This window comes from Amycolatopsis sp. lyj-90 (genome assembly GCF_046549035.1).
Taxonomy (GTDB): domain Bacteria; phylum Actinomycetota; class Actinomycetes; order Mycobacteriales; family Pseudonocardiaceae; genus Amycolatopsis.
Window position 1 is genome coordinate 247,913 of record NZ_JAJPWP010000013.1, and the last position, 19,365, is coordinate 267,277.

The window sequence follows — 19,365 nt, forward strand, 5'->3', positions numbered from 1 at the left end:
GCTAGCCCGGCACCACGATCCCGTGGTCGAACGCGTAGACGATCGCCGCCGCCCGGTCCCGCAGCTGGAGCTTGGTGAAGATCCGGCCGATGTGGCTTTTCACGGTCACCTCCGAAATCACGAGTGTCGCGGCGATCTCCGCGTTGGTCAGCCCGCGGCCGATCGCCCGGAGCACGTCTTGTTCCCTCGGTGTCAGCAGTTCGGGCGAACGTCCGCCGCTGCCGTTCCCGGCGGCCTGCCGGTAGGCGGCGAGCACGCGGCCGGTGACCCCGGGGTCGAGCCACGCGTCGCCCGCGGCGACCGCGCGCACGGCCCGGATCAGGTCTTCGGCGGGGGAATCCTTGAGGACGTACCCCGCGGCACCGGCCCGCAGCGCGTCCGCCAGGAGGTTGTCGTCGTCGAAGGTGGTCAGCGCGAGCACCGGCGGATGACCACCGGAGCGCCGCAGCCTGCTGGTCGCCTCGACCCCGCCGACGTTCTTCATCCGCAGGTCCATCACGATGACGTCGACCTCGTTCGCGGCCAGCGCCGCGGGCACTTCCGAGCCGTCGCCGCATTCCCCCGCGATGACGAACCCGTCGCGGCGCCGCAGGATGCGCCGCAGCCCGGAGCGGACCAGCTCCTGGTCGTCGACCAGCAGCACCCGGATCTCGGCGGCGGTCACGGCTTGGCTCCCGGCACGGTGACCTCCACGATCCACTGCCTGCCACTGGGCCCGGCACTGAGCTGGGCGCCGAGCTGGGCCGCGCGGACGGCCATCCCCGCCAGTCCCGAACCGTCCTCGGACGTGCGCCGGACGGCGGCGGGGAGAGGGTTGCTGACGACGAGCTTCGCGCCTGACCGGCCGGCGTTCAGCCGGACCTCCGCGGTCGCGCCGGGGGCGTGCTTGACAACGTTGACGAGTGATTCCTGCACGATCCGGTAGAGGCCCAATCCTTCCGAGGCGCCTACCCGGCCGAGGTCGCCTTCCTGTGTATAGCGCACCGCCAGTCCGGCGACCCGGGTGCGTTCCACCAGCGTCGCGATGTCCTCCACCCCGGGCAGCGGGGTGGAACCCGACGGGGTGTCGGCGAGCAGCCCGACCGTGCGGCGGATGTCGGCCATCGCGGCCCGTCCCACCTGCTCGGCTTCGGTGAGCGCCTCGATCGCCTCGTCGACGTCGCGGTCCTGCTGCAGCGCGCGCCGGGCCCCGGTCAGGTGCAGCAGCGTGATGCTGAGCGAATGGCCGACGACGTCGTGCACCTCGCGTGCGATCCGCTGCCGTTCGGCCAGCAAGGCCTTGTCACGGGAAGCGTCACGTTTGACGCGTTCGGCGTCCAGCACCCTGGTGTACCAGCGGACCATGAGCCCGCCGCTGAGGCCGAGCAGGATCGAGACCATGTACACCGGCACACCGACCAGCCCGCCCCAGATCCCCGCGACGACCAGCACCGCCTCGCCCGCGCCGGTGACGAGGACGATCCCCCAGGTCGTGCGCAGGACACTGCCCGCTTCGGTGGCCGCGACCAGCAGCAGCAACGGCGCGAAATCCGGGAGGACCGGCTGGAGGAGCAGGATCGAGGCCGCGAGAATCAGCGCGGTCATCCGCACCCACGGCATGATCCAGTCGGTGATCGTCCAGATCAGCGACGGCGCGATCACGACCAGTCCGGCCAGCGCGATCGGCTGCGGCGGCAGGAGAGCGTCCCGTTGCACCAGCGCGACCGTGGTGAACACGAAGCTCACCGCGCTCGCGCACAACGCCCCCCACCAGGGCAGGCTCAGTCCGGCACGGGTGAGACTGACCTGCACCCGTGCCCGGAACCGATCCACCAAGATCTCCAGCACGGGCATCAGCCTAGGAAGTACCGGGAGGCGCGTCATCGTGCGGCGGGCGGCACCCGTCTCCGCCCACGGTAGGAGGCCGGGGTGGCACGGGCCGATGAAATCCGGATGAAACCCGGGCGCTCACTCCTGGCTGAGCGCGACCCACTTCAGCTTCTCCTGTTCCCGCTTCGGCAGGCCCGCGACCACGAGGTCGTAGGAGTCCTCGACCATCTCCCGGACGAAGTCGTCGGTCAGCGAACCGTCCAGCTCGACGGTGTTCCAGTGCTGTTTGTTCAGGTGGTAGCCGGGGATGATCGCCGGATGTTCGGCGCGCAACCGGACGGCCACGTCGGGCTCGCATTTGAGGCTGACGCGCAGTGGCTTCGCCTTGAGCGCGCTGAGCGCGAACATCTTGCCCGCGACCTTGAACACGCTCGAATGCTCGTCGAACGGGAACTCCGCGCGGGCACCGGGGAAGCCGAGACAGAGCTTCTCGAGAGCGGCAGGCGTCATACGGGAACCCTAGCCCGGCCCACCGACAGAAACCTGTCCTCTCCGGCGCATTGACCGGCTGTCGGTGATTCCCTGACGATGAAGGGAGTCGACTGGGTGGAGGCGTGACCGACATGCGACTGGACCGCGGAAGAAACCTGCTGGTGGCGGCGATCCTGCTGCTGGGCGTCGTACCGGGAGCCGCCGCGGCGGCTCCCGCCGTCCCGGTGGAAACCGGGGAAAGCACCGCCACGAACGGCTGGGTGGGCACCTGGGCGGCCGCACCGGCGGCCGGGGTGGCGGGCACCGACAACGGCTATCCGAACTTCTCGATCCGCAACATCGTGCACACCAGCGCCGGCGGGCGCGAGGTGCGCGTGCGGCTGTCCAACGCCTTCGGCCGGACGCCGGTGCTGTTCGGCCGGGTGACCGTCGCGGTCGCCGCGGGCCCGGACACGCCGCAGGCGGTCCCCGGCACGATGCGCACGCTGACCTTCGGCGGCGACGGCGAGGTCACCGTGCCGCCGGGCGCGGACATCGTCAGCGACGGCGCGGCGCTGACCGTGCCGAGGGACGGCGACCTCCTGGTGACCACGTACACCCCGACGCCGTCCGGTCCGGTCACCTACCACCCGCTGGCCATGCAGAACTCCTACTTCACCCGGAACGGCGACAAGGCCGCCGACGAGTCGGCCGCGGCGTTCCCGGAGAAGACCGCGGTCTGGCACTACGTGTCCGGAGTGGACGTCCGGGGTCCCGGTCTGCGGGGCAGCGTCGTGGCGATCGGCGACTCGATCACCGACGGCGCGAACTCGACGTGGGGCGCGAACCTGCGCTGGCCCGATCAGCTCGCCGACAAGATCAGCCGGGACACCGGCGTGCTCAACGCCGGGATCAGCGGGAACCGGCTGCTGCTCGACGGCGGCAACTACGGCGTCAACGCACTGGCCCGGCTGGACCGGGACGTGCTGGCCCAGTCCGGGGCGCGGACGGCGATCGTGTTCGAGGGCATCAACGACATCCAGCAGACGCCGCACCAGGCCGACCCGGACAAGATCATCTCGGCGCTGAAGCAGATCGCGACGAGGGCGCACGACCGCGGTCTGCGGGTGCTCGGCGCGACGATCACGCCGTGGAAGGGCTGGGGCTCGTACACGCCGCAGCTGGAGGAGACCCGGCAGGCGGTCAACCGGTTCATCCGGACCAGCAGGCTCTTCGACGGCCACATCGACTTCGACGCGGTGATCCGCGATCCGGCCGACCCGCAGCGGATGAAACCCGAGTACGACTCCGGCGATCACCTCCACCCCGGGGACAAGGGCTTCACCGCCATGGCGAACGCGGTCCCGCTGTCGCGGCTGAGGTAGCGAAATAAGAGCTGCGCCGCGCGGTTCCGTGGGGCACGATGAGCTGATGGCGATCAGGAATGGCTAGCGGCGACGGCGGAACCCGAGCGACGGCCCGCCTGGTCCGGTTCGCCGAACACGAAGCGCGCGCGGACGCGCTCCGCGCCCAGCTCGCGGGACTGCACGGCACGATCCGGCTGGCGAAGCGGACATCGAACCTGTTCCGGGCGCGGACGGCGACCAGCACCCCGGGACTGGACGTCTCCGGGTTCACGCACGTACTCGACGTCGATCCCTTGGCACGCACGGCCGACGTCGAAGGAATGGTCACCTACGAGCAACTGGTGGACGCGACCCTGCCCCACGGGCTGATGCCGCTGGTCGTGCCGCAGCTCAAGACGATCACGCTCGGCGGCGCGGTCACTGGCCTCGGCATCGAGTCCTCCTCGTTCCGCAACGGCCTGGTGCACGAGTCGGTGCTGGAGATGGAGTTGCTCACCGGCGACGGCCGGATCGTCGTCGCGCGGGCCGACAACGAGCACAGTGAACTGTTCCACGGCTTCCCGAACTCGTACGGCACGCTCGGTTACGCGCTGCGGCTGAAGATCGAGCTGGAGCCGGTCAAACCGTACGTGCGGCTCGACCACGTCCGGTACGAAGACACCGAAGAGTACTTCGCGGCGCTCGGCGAAGCCTGCCGCGGCGGGTCCGCCGACTTCGTGGACGGGACGGTCTTCGGCCCGGGCGAGCAGTACCTGACGCTGGGCACGTTCACCACCTCGGCGCCCGCGACCAGCGACTACACCTGGCTCGACATCTACTACAAGTCGATCCGCGAACGCGAGACCGACCACCTGAGCGTCCGGGACTACCTGTGGCGCTGGGACACGGACTGGTTCTGGTGTTCCCGCGCGTTCGGTGTCCAGAGCAGGCTCCCCCGGCTGCTGCTGGGCAGGAAACTGCTGCGATCGTCGGTCTACTGGAAGCTGGTGGCGCTCGACCGCCGGTTCGGGATCGCCGCGAAACTCCTCAAGCTGCGACGGCTTCCCCCGGAGGAGACCGTCGTCCAGGACATCGAGGTGCCGCTGTCGCGGGCCGCGGAGTTCCTCGACTTCTTCCGGCGTGAGATCCCGATCAGCCCGGTGTGGATCTGCCCGCTGAAGCAGCGGCCGGGCGGCGTGAACTCGCCGCTGTACGAAATGGACCCCGAAACGCTGTACGTCAACTTCGGCTTCTGGTCCGCGGTCCCGCTGGACCCCGGCGAGGAACCGGATACGCACAATCGGCTGATCGAGGCCGAAGTGACGCGACTCGGCGGGCGGAAATCGCTGTACTCCGACAGTTTCTATACCGAAGACGAGTTTTGGCGGCTGTACAACGGCGACGCCTACCGGAAACTGAAGACGGCCTACGACCCGGACGGCCGCCTCCTCGACCTGTACGCGAAATGCGTGCGGCGGCGGTGACCCGGGACGGGAAGAAGAGAGACGAACATGGCTGAGACGACGACCGTCGGGAAGATCTTCGAGCGGTTGCTCGGCCCGAGCGCCGCGGTGTCCATCACCGGCTACGACGGCAGCACGAGCGGCCCGGCGGACGCGCCGGTGTCGATCCACGTGCGGTCACCGCTGGCGCTGACGTATCTGATGTCCTCCCCGGGAGACCTCGGACTCGCGCGCGCCTACGTCGCGGGCGCGCTCGATGTGGACGGTGACCTCTACACGGCGCTGCGCGCCCTCGTGGCCCAGGTCGACCAGCTCAGCCCCGCCGACCGGGTGTGGCTGCTGCGCAAACTCGGCCCCACGCATCTGCGCCGCGTCGCCCCGCCCGCCGAGGAACTGCCGAGCAGGCTCAAGCGCGGCCTCGACGGGTTGCGGCACTCCAAGACGCGCGACAGCAACGCGATCTCGAACCACTACGACGTCTCGAACCGGTTCTACGAACTGGTGCTGGGCCCGTCGATGGCCTACACCTGCGCCGCGTATCCGTCCGCCGAATCCTCGCTGGAAGAGGCGCAGGCGCACAAATTCGACCTGGTGTGCCGGAAACTCGGCCTCCGGCCGGGGATGCGGCTGCTGGACGTCGGCTGCGGCTGGGGCGGAATGGTCGAACACGCCGTCGAGCACTACGGCGTAGAGGCGCTCGGCGTAACCCTTTCGCGCGAGCAGGCGCAGTGGGCGCAGAAGGACATCGTGACCAAGGGGCTCGCGGACCGGGCCGAGGTCCGGCACCTCGACTACCGCGACGTCACCGAAACAGGCTTCGACGCGGTGTCGTCGATCGGGCTCACCGAACACATCGGCGCGCGGAACCTCCCGTCGTACTTCCGTTTCCTCGCCGGGAAACTGAAGCCGCAGGGCCGCCTGCTGAACCACTGCATCACCAACCCGGACACCTCCGTCGCGCACAGTTCGCGCGGCTTCATCGACCGGTACGTCTTCCCCGACGGCGAACTGGAGTCCGTCGGGGAGATCGCCACCGCGATGCACGACAGCGGCCTCGAGGTGCGGCACTCGGAGAACCTGCGCGAGCACTACGCCACCACCCTCGGCGCGTGGTGCGCCAACCTCGACGCGAACTGGGACGAGGCCGTCGCCGAAGCGGGCGCCGGGCGGAGCCGGGTCTGGGCGCTGTACATGGCCGCGTGCCGCCTCGCGTTCGAGCGGCGGGAGATCGAACTGCACCAGGTTCTCGGCGTGAAGGTCGGTCCGGACGGGGACTCGGGGATGCCGTTGCGGCCGGACTGGGGCGTTTAGCCGTCAGTGGCGGAAGGCTTCGGCCAGCCACCACGAGCCGCCGTCGTCGGCGATCTTGGCGTCGATGACGAGCGGCGCGTCCCGTGGCCCGCCGAGCCAGTCCGTGACGGCGGCCAGGTCCCCGGCCGACCGCACGGTGACGCCGTCGCAGCCGAAGCCCCGGCCGATCGCCGCGATGTCGGTGTCGGGGAACCGGACCGTGGTCATGTCCGCGGCACCGAAGTGGTGGATCTCGGCGCCGTACGCGGCGTCGTTGTAGACGACGACCACGAGCGGGATCCGCAGCCGTACCGCGGTTTCCAGCTCCGAGATGGCCATGTGGAACCCGCCGTCGCCGACACCGAGCACCGGAAGCCTGTCCGGCCTCGCCAGTGCCGCGCCGATCGCCGTCCCCAGGCCGAGCCCGACGCACTGGAACGCTTGGGTGAAACAGAAACCGTTCTCGTCGGGGACGGACAGGTACGCGCTCGGGTAACCCATGAAGTTGCCGGAGTCGATCGAGACCACGCGTTCTTCCGGGAGGATCTCGTCGAGCCGGCGGCTGAGGGTGCGCGGATCGATCCTCCCGTTGCCGGATAGGTCGTCATACGGCACGTCGTTCCAGCTCGTCGCGGGGATTCGCGGTCTCTCGGCGCCGTGGCCACGCGTGCCGAGTTCCGCGTGGACGTCGGCGGCGGTGCTGGTGACGTCGCCGACCACGCCGAGGGCGATCGGCCGGTGCGCGCCGAGCGCGGCCTGGTCGACGTCGACCTGGACCAGCCGGGCGTCCGGGCCGAGGAGCGTGCCGTGCCGCGTGGTCCACCTGTTCAGCGCGCACCCCCAGCCGATCACGAGGTCCGCGCTTCCGATGAGGTCCGCCGCCGCGGGCGACGAAAAGCCGCCCGAGATCCCGAGGGAGAAGGGGTCACCTTGGAAGAGGCCGTGTGCCACGGCCGAAGTCGCCAGCAGCGCGCCGGAGACCTCCGCGAGTTCGCGGAGTGGCGCCGAACTCTCCCGTGCGCCGCGACCGGCGATGAACACCGGCCGCCGCGCCCCGGCGAGGAGGTCGGCCAGTTTCGCGACCGCCTGACGGTCCGGCCGGATCGGTGCCGGACCGGGGATTTCCGGAACCGGGATCGCTTCGGGCGCTTCGTGCGCTTCGTGCGCTTGGACGTCGAGCGGGAGGTTGAGCAGGACGGTCCGGCGTTGCTGCCAGGCCGCCCGGTACGCGCGGACGGTGTCGGCGATCGCGGTCGCCGGGCCGTGGACGCGTTCCGGCACCGCGCCGACGGCGGTCGCGAGCGCGTCCTGGTCGATCCGGAAGTTCGACAGCACCGCCGACGCCGCGGTGTCGGCGGACAGGACGATCATCGGGGTCCGGCTCTTGGCCGCCTCGGTGATCCCGGTGAGCGCGTTGGTCAGCCCGACACCCTGATGGAGACTCAGCACCGACACGCGGCCGCTCATCCGCGCGTACGCGTCGGCCATGCTCGCCGCGCCACCCTCGTGCCGCGCGGCGACGAACCGCACCCCGCCCGCCCGCAATCCGTTGGTGGCCTCGAAGTTGCCGCTGCCGACGACCCCGAACGCGGTCCCCACCCCGAGTTCCGCGAGGGTGCGGCCGACCAGCTCCGCGACCTTCATGCCCGCTCGACCAGCGCGTAGACCCGGGCGGGGCTGCCGGAGCCGCCGACGATCGGGAGCGGGCTGACGACCAGCAGGGCTCCGGTGGGCGGCAGGCTCGCCAGGTTCCGCAACTGGGTCAGGCCGTGCTTTCCCGCGCCCAGAAGGAGTTCGTGGCAGGGGAAGGCCGGTTCGAGGGCCATCGCCTGTCCCGCGTCGGTGCCGACGGTCTCCACACCGAACCCGGTGATCGGCGCCTCCTCCGCGAGCCAGCGAGCACACTCCCCCGAGATTCCCGGCGTATGCGGGCCGTTCTCGTCGTTGTTGAGGAAGGTCTCCTGGTCGTGCGACCGGGCGTCCCACCCCGTGCGGTAAAGCAGCCAGCCGCCGTCGGGCAAGGGCCCGTTCTCGCGCTCCCACTCGCGGATGTCGTCGATGGAGAGCAGGAAGTCCGGATCCTCCGCCGCGCGGGCGGAGGCGTCGAGCACCACCGCCGGGGCGACCAGCGAACGCAACGGCACCTCGGAAACGTCGTGCCCGTCTTTGCCCGACACCCAATGCACCGGGACGTCGAGATGGGTCCCGGTGTGCTCGCCGGTGTGGATGTTGTTCCAGTACCAGCGCGGCCCGCGTTCGTCGTACCGGCTGATCTCCTCCAGTCCGAACGGGATCGTGTTCGCGAACGGCGGCGGCAACTGGAGGATCGGCGTGCTCGCGCTCAACGGGGCGGTGAGGTCGACGACCTCGATCGCGCCCTTGGCGAGGGCGGTGGTCAACTGGGCCAACAACGACATGCGTGCCTCCCGGACGTGACTGCGGCGTCCGGATCACCTTAGGCCGGGAGCGAGGGTGGGGGGTCCCGCATTTGGCCGACTGAATGCGGGACTCGGGATCAGTCCACTATCGCCAGGTCCAGGCCCTGCAGCCGTTCCCGGTCCGCAATGACGTCGATCTCGGCGATCTTCCCGTCCTTGAACGTGAACGCGAGCACCACCGAAGGACGTCCTTCGTCGGCCATCACGAGACCGATGCCGCCGTTCACCAGCGCGAGCTGAGTGACGGCCGCCCGCACCGAAGCGGCCGCGGCACCACGTGCCACCACGCCGGCGCCTTGCAGGAAGATCGGCGCGCGTGAGGGGCCCGCCGCCTTGTCGGCACGGAGGACGACGTCGGGGTGGAGGAGTTCGAGGAGCGCTTCGAAGTCCCCGCCGCGGGCGGCGGCGAGGTAGGCGTCGACGACTTGGCGCCGTCGCGCGAGGTCCGGTTCCGCGGCGGCGGGACGGGCCTGGACGCGGCGCCGGGCGCGGCTCGCGAGTTGCCTCGCGGCGGCCGGGGTGCGGTCGATCAGCGGGGCGATCTCGTCGAAGGGCACCGCGAACATGTCGTGCAGGACGAACGCGAGCCGCTCGGCGGGCGCCAGCGTGTCCAGGACCACCAGCATCGCCAGCCCGATCGAGTCGGTGAGCACCGCGTCGGCGGCGGGATCGGCGGCGGAGTCGGCGGGCTCGGAGTACGCGGCGTCCAGCGGATCTTCGCGCCGGTGGTCGCGTGAGCGCAGCACGTTCAGGCACACCCGCGCCACCACCGTGGTCAGCCAGCCGCCGAGGTTCTCGATCTCCCCGGCATCGGTCCGGTCGAGCCGCAGCCACGTGTCCTGGACGGCGTCTTCGGCCTCACTGACGGAGCCCAGCATCCGGTACGCCACGGCCCGCAACCTGGTCCGATGCTCCTCGAACCGTTCCGTCAGCCGATCACGCTCGTCCACCGCACTCCTCGTTCCCGCAGAACCCCGCTCACATTTAACAACCCCCGAGATCGTCGGCGAACCGCACACCCGAAGACCGGTACGAAGCGGCGCGTTCGGCGGCCACGGCCGGCGTTAGGACCTCGTTCTTCGCGTAGTAGACCCAATCCACCTGTTCGAGGTAGGTACTCGCGCCGCCGGTGTGCTGGGTGAGGTCGATGAACCACTGGTTGAAGTTCAGCGACATGTTCTGCCTCGGGTACACGTCGAACGGCCCGCCGCGATCGTGGTCGGCCACCAGGGCGCCGTCGATGTAGTACCGCACATGGCCGCCGGACACGGTCGCGGCCACGGAGTGCCAGCCGTCGATACTGCGGCGCTGGCTGGCGCTCTTGTTCTCGGCGTACCAGGGATCCGGCGTGTAGGTGTGCCAGCTGGTCTGGAAATTGACCGGCCCCGCCTCGCCCCAGCCGCCGTTCGGCAGGTACTCCGAGAAGTCCAGTTCGCTGTAGATCGGGTCGTTGGCGTAGCGCAGCGGGCTGATCGTGAAGAACGTCTGGTTGATCCGGTCGCCGTCCGGGCCGGACGACGGCGCGTCGGAGAAGCGGATCCGTGCCGCGTAGGTCCCTTCGAAGAACCGCCGGTCGGGCTGCATGATCTCGGTCTGCGTCGTCCCCGCGGACGTGCCGTCGGTGGCGGAGGCGAGTTGCAGCACCTTGTCGCCGCCCGACGTCGGGAACGTGATGCCTTCCGGTGCCCACCGCGCGCCGGGGACACCGGGGCCACCGCCGCCGGAGCGCACTTGCCAGCCGTGCCGCGAGAGCAGACCGTCGGTGTGCGAGGCGTAGTGGAAGTCGTCGAACAGCGCCCCGCACGCGGCCGCGCCGCTCGCCGTCCCCGGCGCCAGCCCGAGCGTGGCGACCGACAACGCGGCCAAAGCGGCGAAACGGAACTTCTTCGAGTTCGACATCGCTCTCTCCTTTACCACTGGTCAGCTTCTTTCAAGGTCTCCCCGTGAAGTGGTAAAGTCAATAGGTCTAGACAACTTGTCCACCAGTCAATTCCCGGTGACCACTGGGTAGGCTGAGGTCATGCGGCGGACAGAGGTCAAGGAACGGCTTCGCAAGCTCATCGAGCGACGGCTGCCGGGCGAGGTCCTGCCGTCGGAACGCGCGCTGAGCACCGAAATCGGCGTTTCGCGCCCCACCTTGCGAGCCGCGATCGACGAACTGGCGCGAGACGGCCTCGTCGTCCGCGAACACGGCAGGGGCACGTTCACCGCGCCGCGCAAGATCTCCCAGGACCTCGTGCCCGCCACCGGCGGCGAGCAGTTCGCCCCGCCCGCCGAAGGACACTGGACCAGCCGGGTGATCGACTTCGCCGTCACCCCGGCTGGTGCCCGGCTCGGCAAACGGCTCGAGGTCTCCCCCAGCCGTCCACTGGTGGCCGTCACCCGCGTCCGGGTCGTCGAGGAGGCGCCGATGGCGATCGAACGGATCCTGGTCCCCCGGGACGTCGTGCCGGACATCACGGCCGCCGACTTCGAGTCCGGCTCGTTCTACGAACTGCTCCGCGGGCGGTACGAGGTCGTCCCGGCGACGGCCGTGCAGGTCATCGAGCCCACCGTCACCGACGCCGACGAGTCCGGCCTGCTCGGGGTCCCGCAGCACTCCCCCGCGCTGCTGTTCGAGCGCACCACCCGCGACGCCGGTCGCCGCGTGATCGAGTACACCCGCTCGATCTACCGCGGCGACCGCTACCGGATCACCTCGCACCTGAAGTTCGACCACACCTCCGGCTGACTCCGGCGTGCCGGGGCGGCCGGCCGGAGAGTCCATGTCAGACTCCCGGGCGATGTACACCCCGTCCGATCTCGCCGACCTGCTCGAATGCGAGCACCGCAGCGTCCTGAACCAGGCGCTGTCCGCCGGGCTCCCGGGAGCGCCGCGGCCGGGCTCCGGGCCGGATCAGCTGGCCGTCACGCACGGGCGCGCGCACGAGGCCGCGACGCTGGACAAACTGCGCGGCGAACGGAACGCCGTCGTCGAGATCGACGAGCGGGACCCGGTCGTCGCCGCGAAGGCCACCGAAGAGGCGCTGCGCGCGGGCGCCCCGGTGATCTACCAGGCGGTCTTCCACGACGGCGAGTTCTCCGGCCGCGCCGACTTCCTGATGCGGGACGACGAGGGCCGCTACGAGGTGTACGACACGAAGCTGGCCCGGCACGCGAAGCCCGCCGCCGTGGTCCAGCTGACCGCGTACGCCGACGCCCTGCGCCGGGCGGGCTGGCCCGCCGGACCGCGGATGCACCTGCTGCTCGGCGACCACAGCACCCGTTCGTTCCGCGTCGACGACTTCCTTCCGCTGGTGGACAGGCTCCGCGCCCGGCTGCGGAACCGGCCGCCCACCCTGCCCGTCCCGCTGTGGGCCGACGAACGGCCTGCCTGCGGCGGCTGCTCCTACGCCGCCCACTGCGCGAGCGCCCGCGAAGCCGATCGCGATCTTTCGCTGGTGGCGGGGATGCGTGGTGACCAGCGGCGCAAACTCGTCGCGGCGGGACTCGGCACCATCGACGCGCTCGCGGAGGCCGCTCCGGAAGACCGGCCGCGCGACATCTCGACGACGTCGTTCACCACCTTGCGCGCCCAGGCCGCGATCCAGGTCCGGCAGGACGCCACCGGGCAGATCGCCTACGAGATCATCGATCCGGACGCGCTGGCCACCCTGCCGCCGCCCGCGCCCGGCGACGTCTTCTTCGACATGGAAGGCGATCCCTACGCCCTGGCGGGTGAGGGGCTCGAGTACCTCTTCGGCGCGGTGACGGACGAGGACGGCACACCGTTCACGCCGTTCTGGGCGCACAACCGGTCGCAGGAGAAGCGGGCCTTCGAGGAGTTCGTCGACTTCGCCACCGCGAGGCTCGCGGAACATCCCGGTTCGCACGTCTACCACTACGCCCCGTACGAGGTCACCGCGATCAAGCGGCTCGCCGCCGTGCACGGGACCCGGGAGGACGCCGTCGACCACCTGCTGCGCAGCGGTGGACTCGTCGATCTGTACTCCGTGGTGCGCAAGGCACTCCGGGTCTCGCAGCGGTCGTATTCCATCAAGTACCTCGAACCGCTGTACATGCCGGAGGCTCGCGACGGCGACGTGAAGACGGCGGTTTCGAGCATCGAGGCCTACGAGGAATACCTGACGCTGACAGCCTCCGGTGAGACAGCGCACGCGGACGAAGTCTTGCGCGGTATCAGCGACTACAACGAATACGACTGCGTCTCCACGCTCCGGCTGTTCGAGTTCCTCCACAAGATCCGTGTGGAGGAAGGGATCGCGCTCGCCGAGCCGCCCGAAGAGTCCGATGTGGACGCTCTGCTCCGCCAGACCGAAGAGGACGTCGCCGCTCAGAAACGCGCCGAACGCGCCGCGCAGCTCGCCGCGCTGGTCGATCCGCTGCTGGACGGGCTGCCCGACGATCCGGCCGAGTTCACCGGTGAGGACCGTGCCCGCGCCTTGCTGGCCGCGTCCGTCGGCTACCACCGCCGCGAGACGAATCCGGCGTGGTGGGAGTACTTCCGTCAGCTGGCCGCCCCGCTCGGCGATCTGGAGACCGACAACGCCTGCGCCGTGCCGGTGACCATGGAGGCCGGGGAATGGGTGCCGCCTTCGGGCCGCGTCCGCAAGGCGAAGCGGTCACTGACGCTTCGTTGCGACCCGGACCGGCCGCATCCCTTCGCCCCCGGCGACGACGTCCGCCTGCGCTACGGAGCCGCCGCGCGGGACGCCAAGGTCGTTTCGGCCACCGCCGTCGAACTGACCCTCGAGGAAAGCTGCCAGCCCGACGAGACCAGCGCCGACCGGCCCGTCGCGGTGCTGCCCGGGAGCCCGGTGCGGCCCTCCCCCAAGGACGACGCGGTCGCGGACCTCGCCCGGCTGGTCGTCGACGCGCTCCCGACGCTGCCCGCTCACCCCGGTGTCGACCTGCTCCGGCGCACGACGCCCCGGCTGCGTGACGACGCGACCCTGCCGGAACCGGGTCCCGACCTGGTCAACACGGTGATCGACGCGGTCGAGAAGCTGGACGGCTCCGCGCTCGCGGTCCAGGGCCCGCCCGGCGCGGGCAAGACCTATCTCGCGGGCAGGCTGATCGCGAAGCTCGTCCGCGCGGGCAAGACGATCGCCGTCACCTCGACCAGCCACAAGGCCGTGGAGAACGTGCTGTCCGCCGCGCTGAAGAACGCGCCGGATCTGCCGTGCGCCAAACGCGCCAAGCGGACCCCGGATCCGGCCGCGCCGTGGGAGCAGCCGAAGACCAATCCCGCGCTGGTGAAATGGCGCGAGGAACATGACACCGGACATCTGGTCGGCGGCACCGCGTGGACGTTCGCGAACGCCGCGATCCGGGAAGAGCCGTTCGACCTGCTGATCATCGACGAGGCGGGCCAGTTCGCCCTCGCCGACGCGCTCGCGGTGTCGATGTGCGCCAAGAACCTCCTGCTGCTGGGCGATCCGCAGCAGTTGCCGCAGGTCGTGCAGGGCACGCATCCAGCGGGCGCCGAAGCCTCCGCGCTGGGGCATCTGATCGGCGAGGCCGACATCATCCCGGCCGAACTCGGCTATTTCCTCGACGAGACCCGCCGGATGCACCCGGCCGTCTGTTCACCGGTGTCCCGGCTGTCCTACGCGGGCCGCCTGCACTCGCATCCCTCCGCGGCCGAGCGGGCGATCGACGGCGTCGACGCGGGGCTGTACCTCGCCGAGGTCGACCACCACGGCAACACGACGCGATCGGTCGAGGAGGCCGAGGCTGTTACCGCTCTCGTCGCCGAACTCCACGGCCGCACCTGGACCGACCACGGCGAGCCCCGGCCGCTCGGCGACGAGGACATCCTGGTCGTGGCCCCATACAACCTGCAGGCCCGCGTCGTGGCCCGCGCGCTGGAGCAGGCCGGGCACCCCGGCGTGCGGGTCGGCACCGTGGACCGGTTCCAAGGGCAGGAGGCGCCGGTGGTGATCACCACCATGACCTCGTCGTCGGCGGTCGACCTGCCGCGCGGCCTGGATTTCCTGCTCTCCCGCAACCGGCTCAACGTGGCGCTCTCGCGGGCGCAGGCGCTCGCCGTCGTGGTCTGCTCGCCGCGGCTGGTCGAGGCCGACATCCGCACGGTCGAGCAGATGCGCCTGGTCTCGGGCATGCTCGGTTTGATGACGGAAGCCGTACCCTGGCGGCAAGGACGGAGCGACCATGAGTGAGAACAGTCCGGAGAAGAAGCCGGAAATCCTCGACGCCGAAATCGTCGAAGAGTCCCCGGCCCCGCCGGTCGAGGTTCCGGACCCGGACTACAGCGAGTCGGGGGTGCCCTCGTTCGACCACGTGCGTGACCGGATCGAGCAGCGGTACACGACCTCGCTGGGCTCGACCGAACTCGCGGGCTTGGGCGGCAAGGAAGACGTGGCGTCGCTGGACAAGAAGATCGCCGACCGGGACAAGGCGGCCAAGGACAAACTGGCCGAGATCCGCCGCGCCATGCGGGAGCAGTGAGCTAACCCCAGTGCGGTGAACCGGCTTTGACCGCGATTGCCCGCGCCTGCCGGTGGTGCGCGGCGGCCGCGGCGTGGCGGCCCAGGGCGGTGGCGAGGTCACCGAGGTAGCCGGCGACCGGGCGGAGGGTGAGCATCCCGCTCCCGGCTCCGGCGATCTCGTCGGCGGCGGGCAGGAGTTCGGCGTACAGGCGGTCCATCAGCGTCCGGTCGCCGGTTTCGATCGCGACGGCGGCGTGCAGGCAGGTGCGGGCCTCGTACAACAGGTCCCGGGGCGAATCCGGGATCGGGTGCACCGGGCGGCACCAGCTTTCGTAAGCGCCGTAGCTCTCTTCGGCCGCTTCTCGCGGCAAGCCTCGCTGAATCCGGTCACAGAACAGGGCGAGGGCGAGGATCCCGTTGTCCACTCCGGGCATGGCCGTTCCGGCGAGCCCGGCGGCCGCGGCGCGATAGGCGGCTTCCCCGCCGGGACCGGTCGTCGCGGTCCGCATCGCGCGATACCACCGGGTGAACACGGCGACGAGCGGGACGCCGTACTTCTCCCCGAGTTCGTCCGCTGCCGCGGCATGCCGGTCGGCCGCCGCGAAATCCGCGAGCGCGCTCTTCGCCTGGAGCAGCACGAGGTGTCCGAGCACCTCGAACGTCACCAGCCGGTGCCGTGAGGCGAGGTCGACCAGTTCCGCGCCGATCCCGGCCCGCCGGGACGCGAGCCCGGCGCGCTCGAAGGACTGCAGGAACCGGGCGTTGAGCGCGAACGCCAGCAGCGCCGGGTCGTCGAGACGCCGTGCGAGCGCCTCGGCTTCTCGCGCGGCCTCGCGAGCTCGTCGCCCGCCCGCGTTCCGCAGTTCGACGGCGAGCGTGGCCAGCAGGCGGCAACGCTCCGCCGTCCGTTCCGTAGGCAACGCGGCAAGGGTCCGTTCGACGGCGGCCGCGATCCGGGAAGCCAGTGCGGGATCGTCGCTTTCGGTCCAGATGGCGGGGATGTCGAAGGCGCCGATCACGCGCGCGGTCAGGAGCGGATCGTCGAGCTTTTCCGCCAGTTCCAGCGCTTCGGCCCGATGCCGCCGGGACTGGCCGAGGCCACCGGACACGGCCGACGCGCGGGCCTTGCCCATGATCAGCTCCAGTCGCTCCGCCGCGTCGGCGGCACCGGAGCGGTCGTACGCGGTGAGCGCGGCGTCCCAGAGTCTCGCCGCTTCCGCCTGCGCGAAACGGCTTTCGGCCCTTTCCGCGGCAGCTTTCGCGTAGTGCGCGGCGCGTCCCGCGTGTTCCTCGGACAGCACGTAATGGTGTGCCAAGGCATCGACGTCGTCCGGGCGAAGGCGCTCCAGCGCTTCGGCGATCCTGCCGTGCTCGCGGGCACAGCGGGACCGGGAAAGATCGTGGTAGAGCGTGTCCCGGACGAGAGCGTGCGAGAACCGGAACCGATGCGGCCCCGTTTCGGTCAGGAGTCCGTGCTGGACCGCGATTTCCGCCGCGTCGAGCGCGGTTTCCCCCGACAGGGCTTCGAGCAGGCGGAGATCGACGTCCGTGCCGATCACCGCGGCCCGGCGCACCACCTCACGCGCGGTGTCCGGCAACGCCTCCACCCGGTGCCGGACGACGTCGCGGACTCCCGGTGGGACAGCGTCCAGGGCGGCTGGACCTTCGGAGGACAGCAGGCGGGCGAGTTCGCGGACGAAGAAGGCGTTCCCGCCGCTGCGCCGGTGGATCACCGCGGCGGTTTCCGGATCGATTTCTTCCCCGGTCGTGACGCGGACCAGGCCGGCGACGTCGGTCTCGGGCAGGCCACCGAGGTAGATCCGCGTCGGCTCCACACGCGCTGCCCTGCCGAGGAATTCCGTCAAGGGGGCGGACGGATCGGTCCCGCGATAGGTCGCGACGATCAGCACCGGCTCGGCGAGTACCGACGTCAGCAGCGCCAGTGTCTCCTCACCCGCCCAATGCAGGTCGTCGAGGACGAGCAGGAGAGGCGCGGCGCCGGCCAGAGAGGACGCGACCGCGCGATGCCATCGCCGTCGCGCGGTCATGGGATCCCCGGTCACCGGACCCGCCGTCGGCGCGGCGCCGTACCCGGCGTCGGCGAGCGCGGTCAGGATCCGGCTCCACGCGTAGGCGGGTGGCAGGCCCTCGTCGTCGGGATTGCTCCCCCAGGCCGTGGCCCAGCCCTGCGCGGCCAGGCGAGCGGAGAACGCTTCGGCGAGCGCGGTCTTCCCGACGCCTGCGTCCCCGGAGATGAGCACCAGCCTCGACCGTGTCGCGGCTTCGTCGAGCCTCGCCAGCTCCGCGGCGCGGCCGATCAGCGGCCGTTCGGCGATCTTGGGCACGGGCGGCGCCAGCCGGGGCGCCTGCGCCAGGATGCCGGCTTCCAGGTCACGCAGGCCCGCGCCCGGGTCGAGGCCGAGTTCGTCGGCGAGCAGCGCGCGCGTGGTGCGCAGCACGGCCAGCGCGTCACTCTGCCGCCCGGATCGGTAGAGCGCCAGCGCGAGCAACCGGGAACCGTTTTCCCGCAACGGGTTTTCGCGAACCCGTGACTCCAGATCGGGGATCGCCTCGGCGGCCCTCCCGAGCGCGAGGAGGGCCTCGGCGCGGAGTTCCTCCGCCAGCAGCCGGAGTTCGGTCAGCCGGGAGACCTCGCCGCGCGCCCAGCCTTCGTCGGCGAACCCGGCATACGCGGGCCCGCGCCAAAGCGAGAGCGCGGTGTCCACTTGCGACAGTGCGTCGTCCACGCGATGGGCATCGACCAGTTCACGGACCGTGGTGACGGCGGTCTCGAAATCCCAAGCGTCGACGGAATCCGCGCGGAGAGCGTAGCCGCGGCCGACCGTGACGAGCAGCCGCGCCGGCTCGCGGGGCGCACGATCCGGTTCCAGCGCGCGGCGCAGGGCACCAACGAACGTCTGGACAGCGCCGACGGCGCCTTCGGGCGGACGCTCCCACAGGTCGTCGACCAGGCGTTCCACCGGCACGACCCGGCCGCGGGCGATCAGCAGCCTCGCCAGCACCGCCCGGTGCCGCGGGCCGTTGAGCCCGACGTCGCCCCGCTCGTCCTCGGCCACGAGCGGGCCGAGCACCCCGAACCGCATCGCCACCTCCTCGTTCACCGACGGTGATCATCGTGCCCCGGCCGCTCGGCCGTCGCTGACCGGGTGCTGATTCGGGCCCGGGACGCTCGTGGTCGACGGAAACGACCAGGAAGGCACCCATGCGCATCACCGGATTCGACTACCAGCGCGTCCCCGTGGCCGACGACGTGACACTCGACGTCGCCGTCGCCGGGACAGGCAGCCCGATCGTGCTGCTGCACGGTTTCCCCCAGACCCACCTCATGTGGCGGCACGTGGCGGCGGATCTGGCGGCGGACCACACTGTCATCTGCCCTGACCTGCGGGGATACGGCGAAAGCGACAAGCCCGCCGACACCGGCGAGACCTACTCGAAGCGCTCGATGGCGGCCGACGTCGTCGCCGTCGCGAAGGCCTTCGGCCACGACCGGTTCGCCCTCGCCGGGCACGACCGGGGCGCGCTGGTGGCCCTGCGGGCCGGGCTCGACCACCCGGACGAGGTGAGCCACCTCGCGATCCTCGACGTGCTGCCGACCCTGGACATGTGGGACGTGCTGCACGGCACCCGCGCCGCGGTCGGCTTCCACCTCTACCTGATGGCCCAGCCGCCCGGCCTGCCGGAACAGCTGATCAGCGCCGCGCCCGACGCGTTCTTCGGCCACTTCCTCGACGCGTGGACGCGGCCGGGCGACGCGATCCCGGCCGACGTCCGGGCCGCGTATCTGGAGGCGTCACGGAACGCGGTGACCTCGATCGTCGCCGACTATCGCGCGTCGGCGACGATCGACGTCGAGCACGACACCGCGGATCGCGAAGCGGGCAACCGCCTCGCCATGCCGCTCACCGTTCTCCAGCAGGACTGGGGCGCCGCGCTCGGCTACGACGCCGTCGCGCTCTGGGAGGCGTGGGCGACGGACCTGGACCACCGGACGGTCAACACGGGCCACTTCATGGCCGAGGAATCACCGTCGGAGGTGGTGAAGGCACTGCGAGAACTGCTGACGCGCTAGAAC

General features: G+C 70.8%; 15 protein-coding genes. 7 read left to right on the plus strand and 8 right to left on the minus strand.

The features are described 5' to 3' along the window. Position 1: 1 nt before the first annotated feature. The 3 genes from ACLJPX_RS38780 to ACLJPX_RS38790 all read right to left on the minus strand — a co-directional run bounded on the left by ACLJPX_RS38780 (position 2) and on the right by ACLJPX_RS38790 (position 2,319). Entirely contained in the window at positions 2–664 is a 663-nt protein-coding gene (locus tag ACLJPX_RS38780) for a response regulator transcription factor (RefSeq protein WP_410605249.1), read from the minus strand. After that, positions 661–1,827, minus strand: a complete 1,167-nt coding sequence (locus ACLJPX_RS38785; RefSeq protein ID WP_410605250.1) for a sensor histidine kinase — start codon at positions 1,825–1,827, stop codon at positions 661–663. The genes ACLJPX_RS38780 and ACLJPX_RS38785 overlap by 4 nt, the downstream gene beginning before the upstream one ends. 120 nt (positions 1,828–1,947) lie before the next feature. After that, a complete protein-coding gene (locus ACLJPX_RS38790; protein WP_410605251.1) occupies positions 1,948–2,319 on the minus strand; it encodes an MmcQ/YjbR family DNA-binding protein in 372 nt (123 codons plus the stop codon). Between the two features lie 113 nt (positions 2,320–2,432). Between ACLJPX_RS38790 and ACLJPX_RS38795 the strand changes: the two genes are divergently transcribed. From ACLJPX_RS38795 to ACLJPX_RS38805, 3 genes are read left to right on the plus strand one after another with little or no spacing between them, the layout of a single operon-like run. Continuing rightward, entirely contained in the window at positions 2,433–3,665 is a 1,233-nt protein-coding gene (locus ACLJPX_RS38795; protein ID WP_410605321.1) for an SGNH/GDSL hydrolase family protein, read from the plus strand. 59 nt (positions 3,666–3,724) lie between these two features. Next, entirely contained in the window at positions 3,725–5,110 is a 1,386-nt protein-coding gene (locus ACLJPX_RS38800; protein WP_410605252.1) for an FAD-binding oxidoreductase, read from the plus strand. Between the two features lie 27 nt (positions 5,111–5,137). Further along, a complete protein-coding gene (locus tag ACLJPX_RS38805; RefSeq protein ID WP_410605253.1) occupies positions 5,138–6,400 on the plus strand; it encodes a class I SAM-dependent methyltransferase in 1,263 nt (420 codons plus the stop codon). Between the two features lie 3 nt (positions 6,401–6,403). Here ACLJPX_RS38805 and ACLJPX_RS38810 read toward each other — a convergent pair whose 3' ends face one another. The 4 genes from ACLJPX_RS38810 to ACLJPX_RS38825 form a co-directional block, all read right to left on the minus strand. Continuing rightward, entirely contained in the window at positions 6,404–8,023 is a 1,620-nt protein-coding gene (locus ACLJPX_RS38810; protein WP_410605254.1) for a thiamine pyrophosphate-binding protein, read from the minus strand. Then, complete coding sequence (locus ACLJPX_RS38815; protein ID WP_410605255.1) at positions 8,020–8,796, minus strand: cyclase family protein; 777 nt, start codon at positions 8,794–8,796, stop codon at positions 8,020–8,022. The genes ACLJPX_RS38810 and ACLJPX_RS38815 overlap by 4 nt, the downstream gene beginning before the upstream one ends. A gap of 98 nt (positions 8,797–8,894) precedes the next feature. Next, complete coding sequence (locus ACLJPX_RS38820; RefSeq protein ID WP_410605256.1) at positions 8,895–9,767, minus strand: sigma-70 family RNA polymerase sigma factor; 873 nt, start codon at positions 9,765–9,767, stop codon at positions 8,895–8,897. A 34-nt stretch (positions 9,768–9,801) separates the two neighbouring features. Next, positions 9,802–10,716, minus strand: a complete 915-nt coding sequence (locus ACLJPX_RS38825; protein ID WP_410605257.1) for a glycoside hydrolase family 16 protein — start codon at positions 10,714–10,716, stop codon at positions 9,802–9,804. 121 nt (positions 10,717–10,837) lie between these two features. Between ACLJPX_RS38825 and ACLJPX_RS38830 the strand changes: the two genes are divergently transcribed. The 3 genes from ACLJPX_RS38830 to ACLJPX_RS38840 are packed head-to-tail and all read left to right on the plus strand — an operon-like array spanning position 10,838 to position 15,288. Then, positions 10,838–11,548: a GntR family transcriptional regulator gene (locus ACLJPX_RS38830; RefSeq protein ID WP_410605258.1), complete on the plus strand. Its 711-nt coding sequence runs from the start codon at positions 10,838–10,840 to the stop codon at positions 11,546–11,548. Between the two features lie 52 nt (positions 11,549–11,600). Next, positions 11,601–14,999 carry a TM0106 family RecB-like putative nuclease gene (locus ACLJPX_RS38835; RefSeq protein ID WP_410605322.1) on the plus strand — a complete coding sequence of 1,133 codons (3,399 nt, stop codon included), beginning with the start codon at positions 11,601–11,603 and terminating at the stop codon, positions 14,997–14,999. Beyond that, positions 14,992–15,288, plus strand: coding sequence for a hypothetical protein (locus ACLJPX_RS38840; RefSeq protein ID WP_101608681.1), 297 nt, complete (start codon positions 14,992–14,994; stop codon positions 15,286–15,288). Before ACLJPX_RS38835 ends, ACLJPX_RS38840 begins: the two co-directional genes overlap by 8 nt. Position 15,289: 1 nt before the next feature. On the opposite strand, the gene ACLJPX_RS38845 is transcribed toward ACLJPX_RS38840, so the two are convergent. Further along, complete coding sequence (locus tag ACLJPX_RS38845) at positions 15,290–18,373, minus strand: BTAD domain-containing putative transcriptional regulator (RefSeq protein ID WP_410605323.1); 3,084 nt, start codon at positions 18,371–18,373, stop codon at positions 15,290–15,292. Between the two features lie 119 nt (positions 18,374–18,492). Here ACLJPX_RS38845 and ACLJPX_RS38850 point away from each other — a divergent pair, with 119 nt between their 5' ends. Next, positions 18,493–19,362 (plus strand): alpha/beta fold hydrolase, encoded by an 870-nt coding sequence (locus tag ACLJPX_RS38850; RefSeq protein WP_410605259.1) that lies wholly within the window; start codon positions 18,493–18,495, stop codon positions 19,360–19,362. Positions 19,363–19,365: the final 3 nt, after the last annotated feature.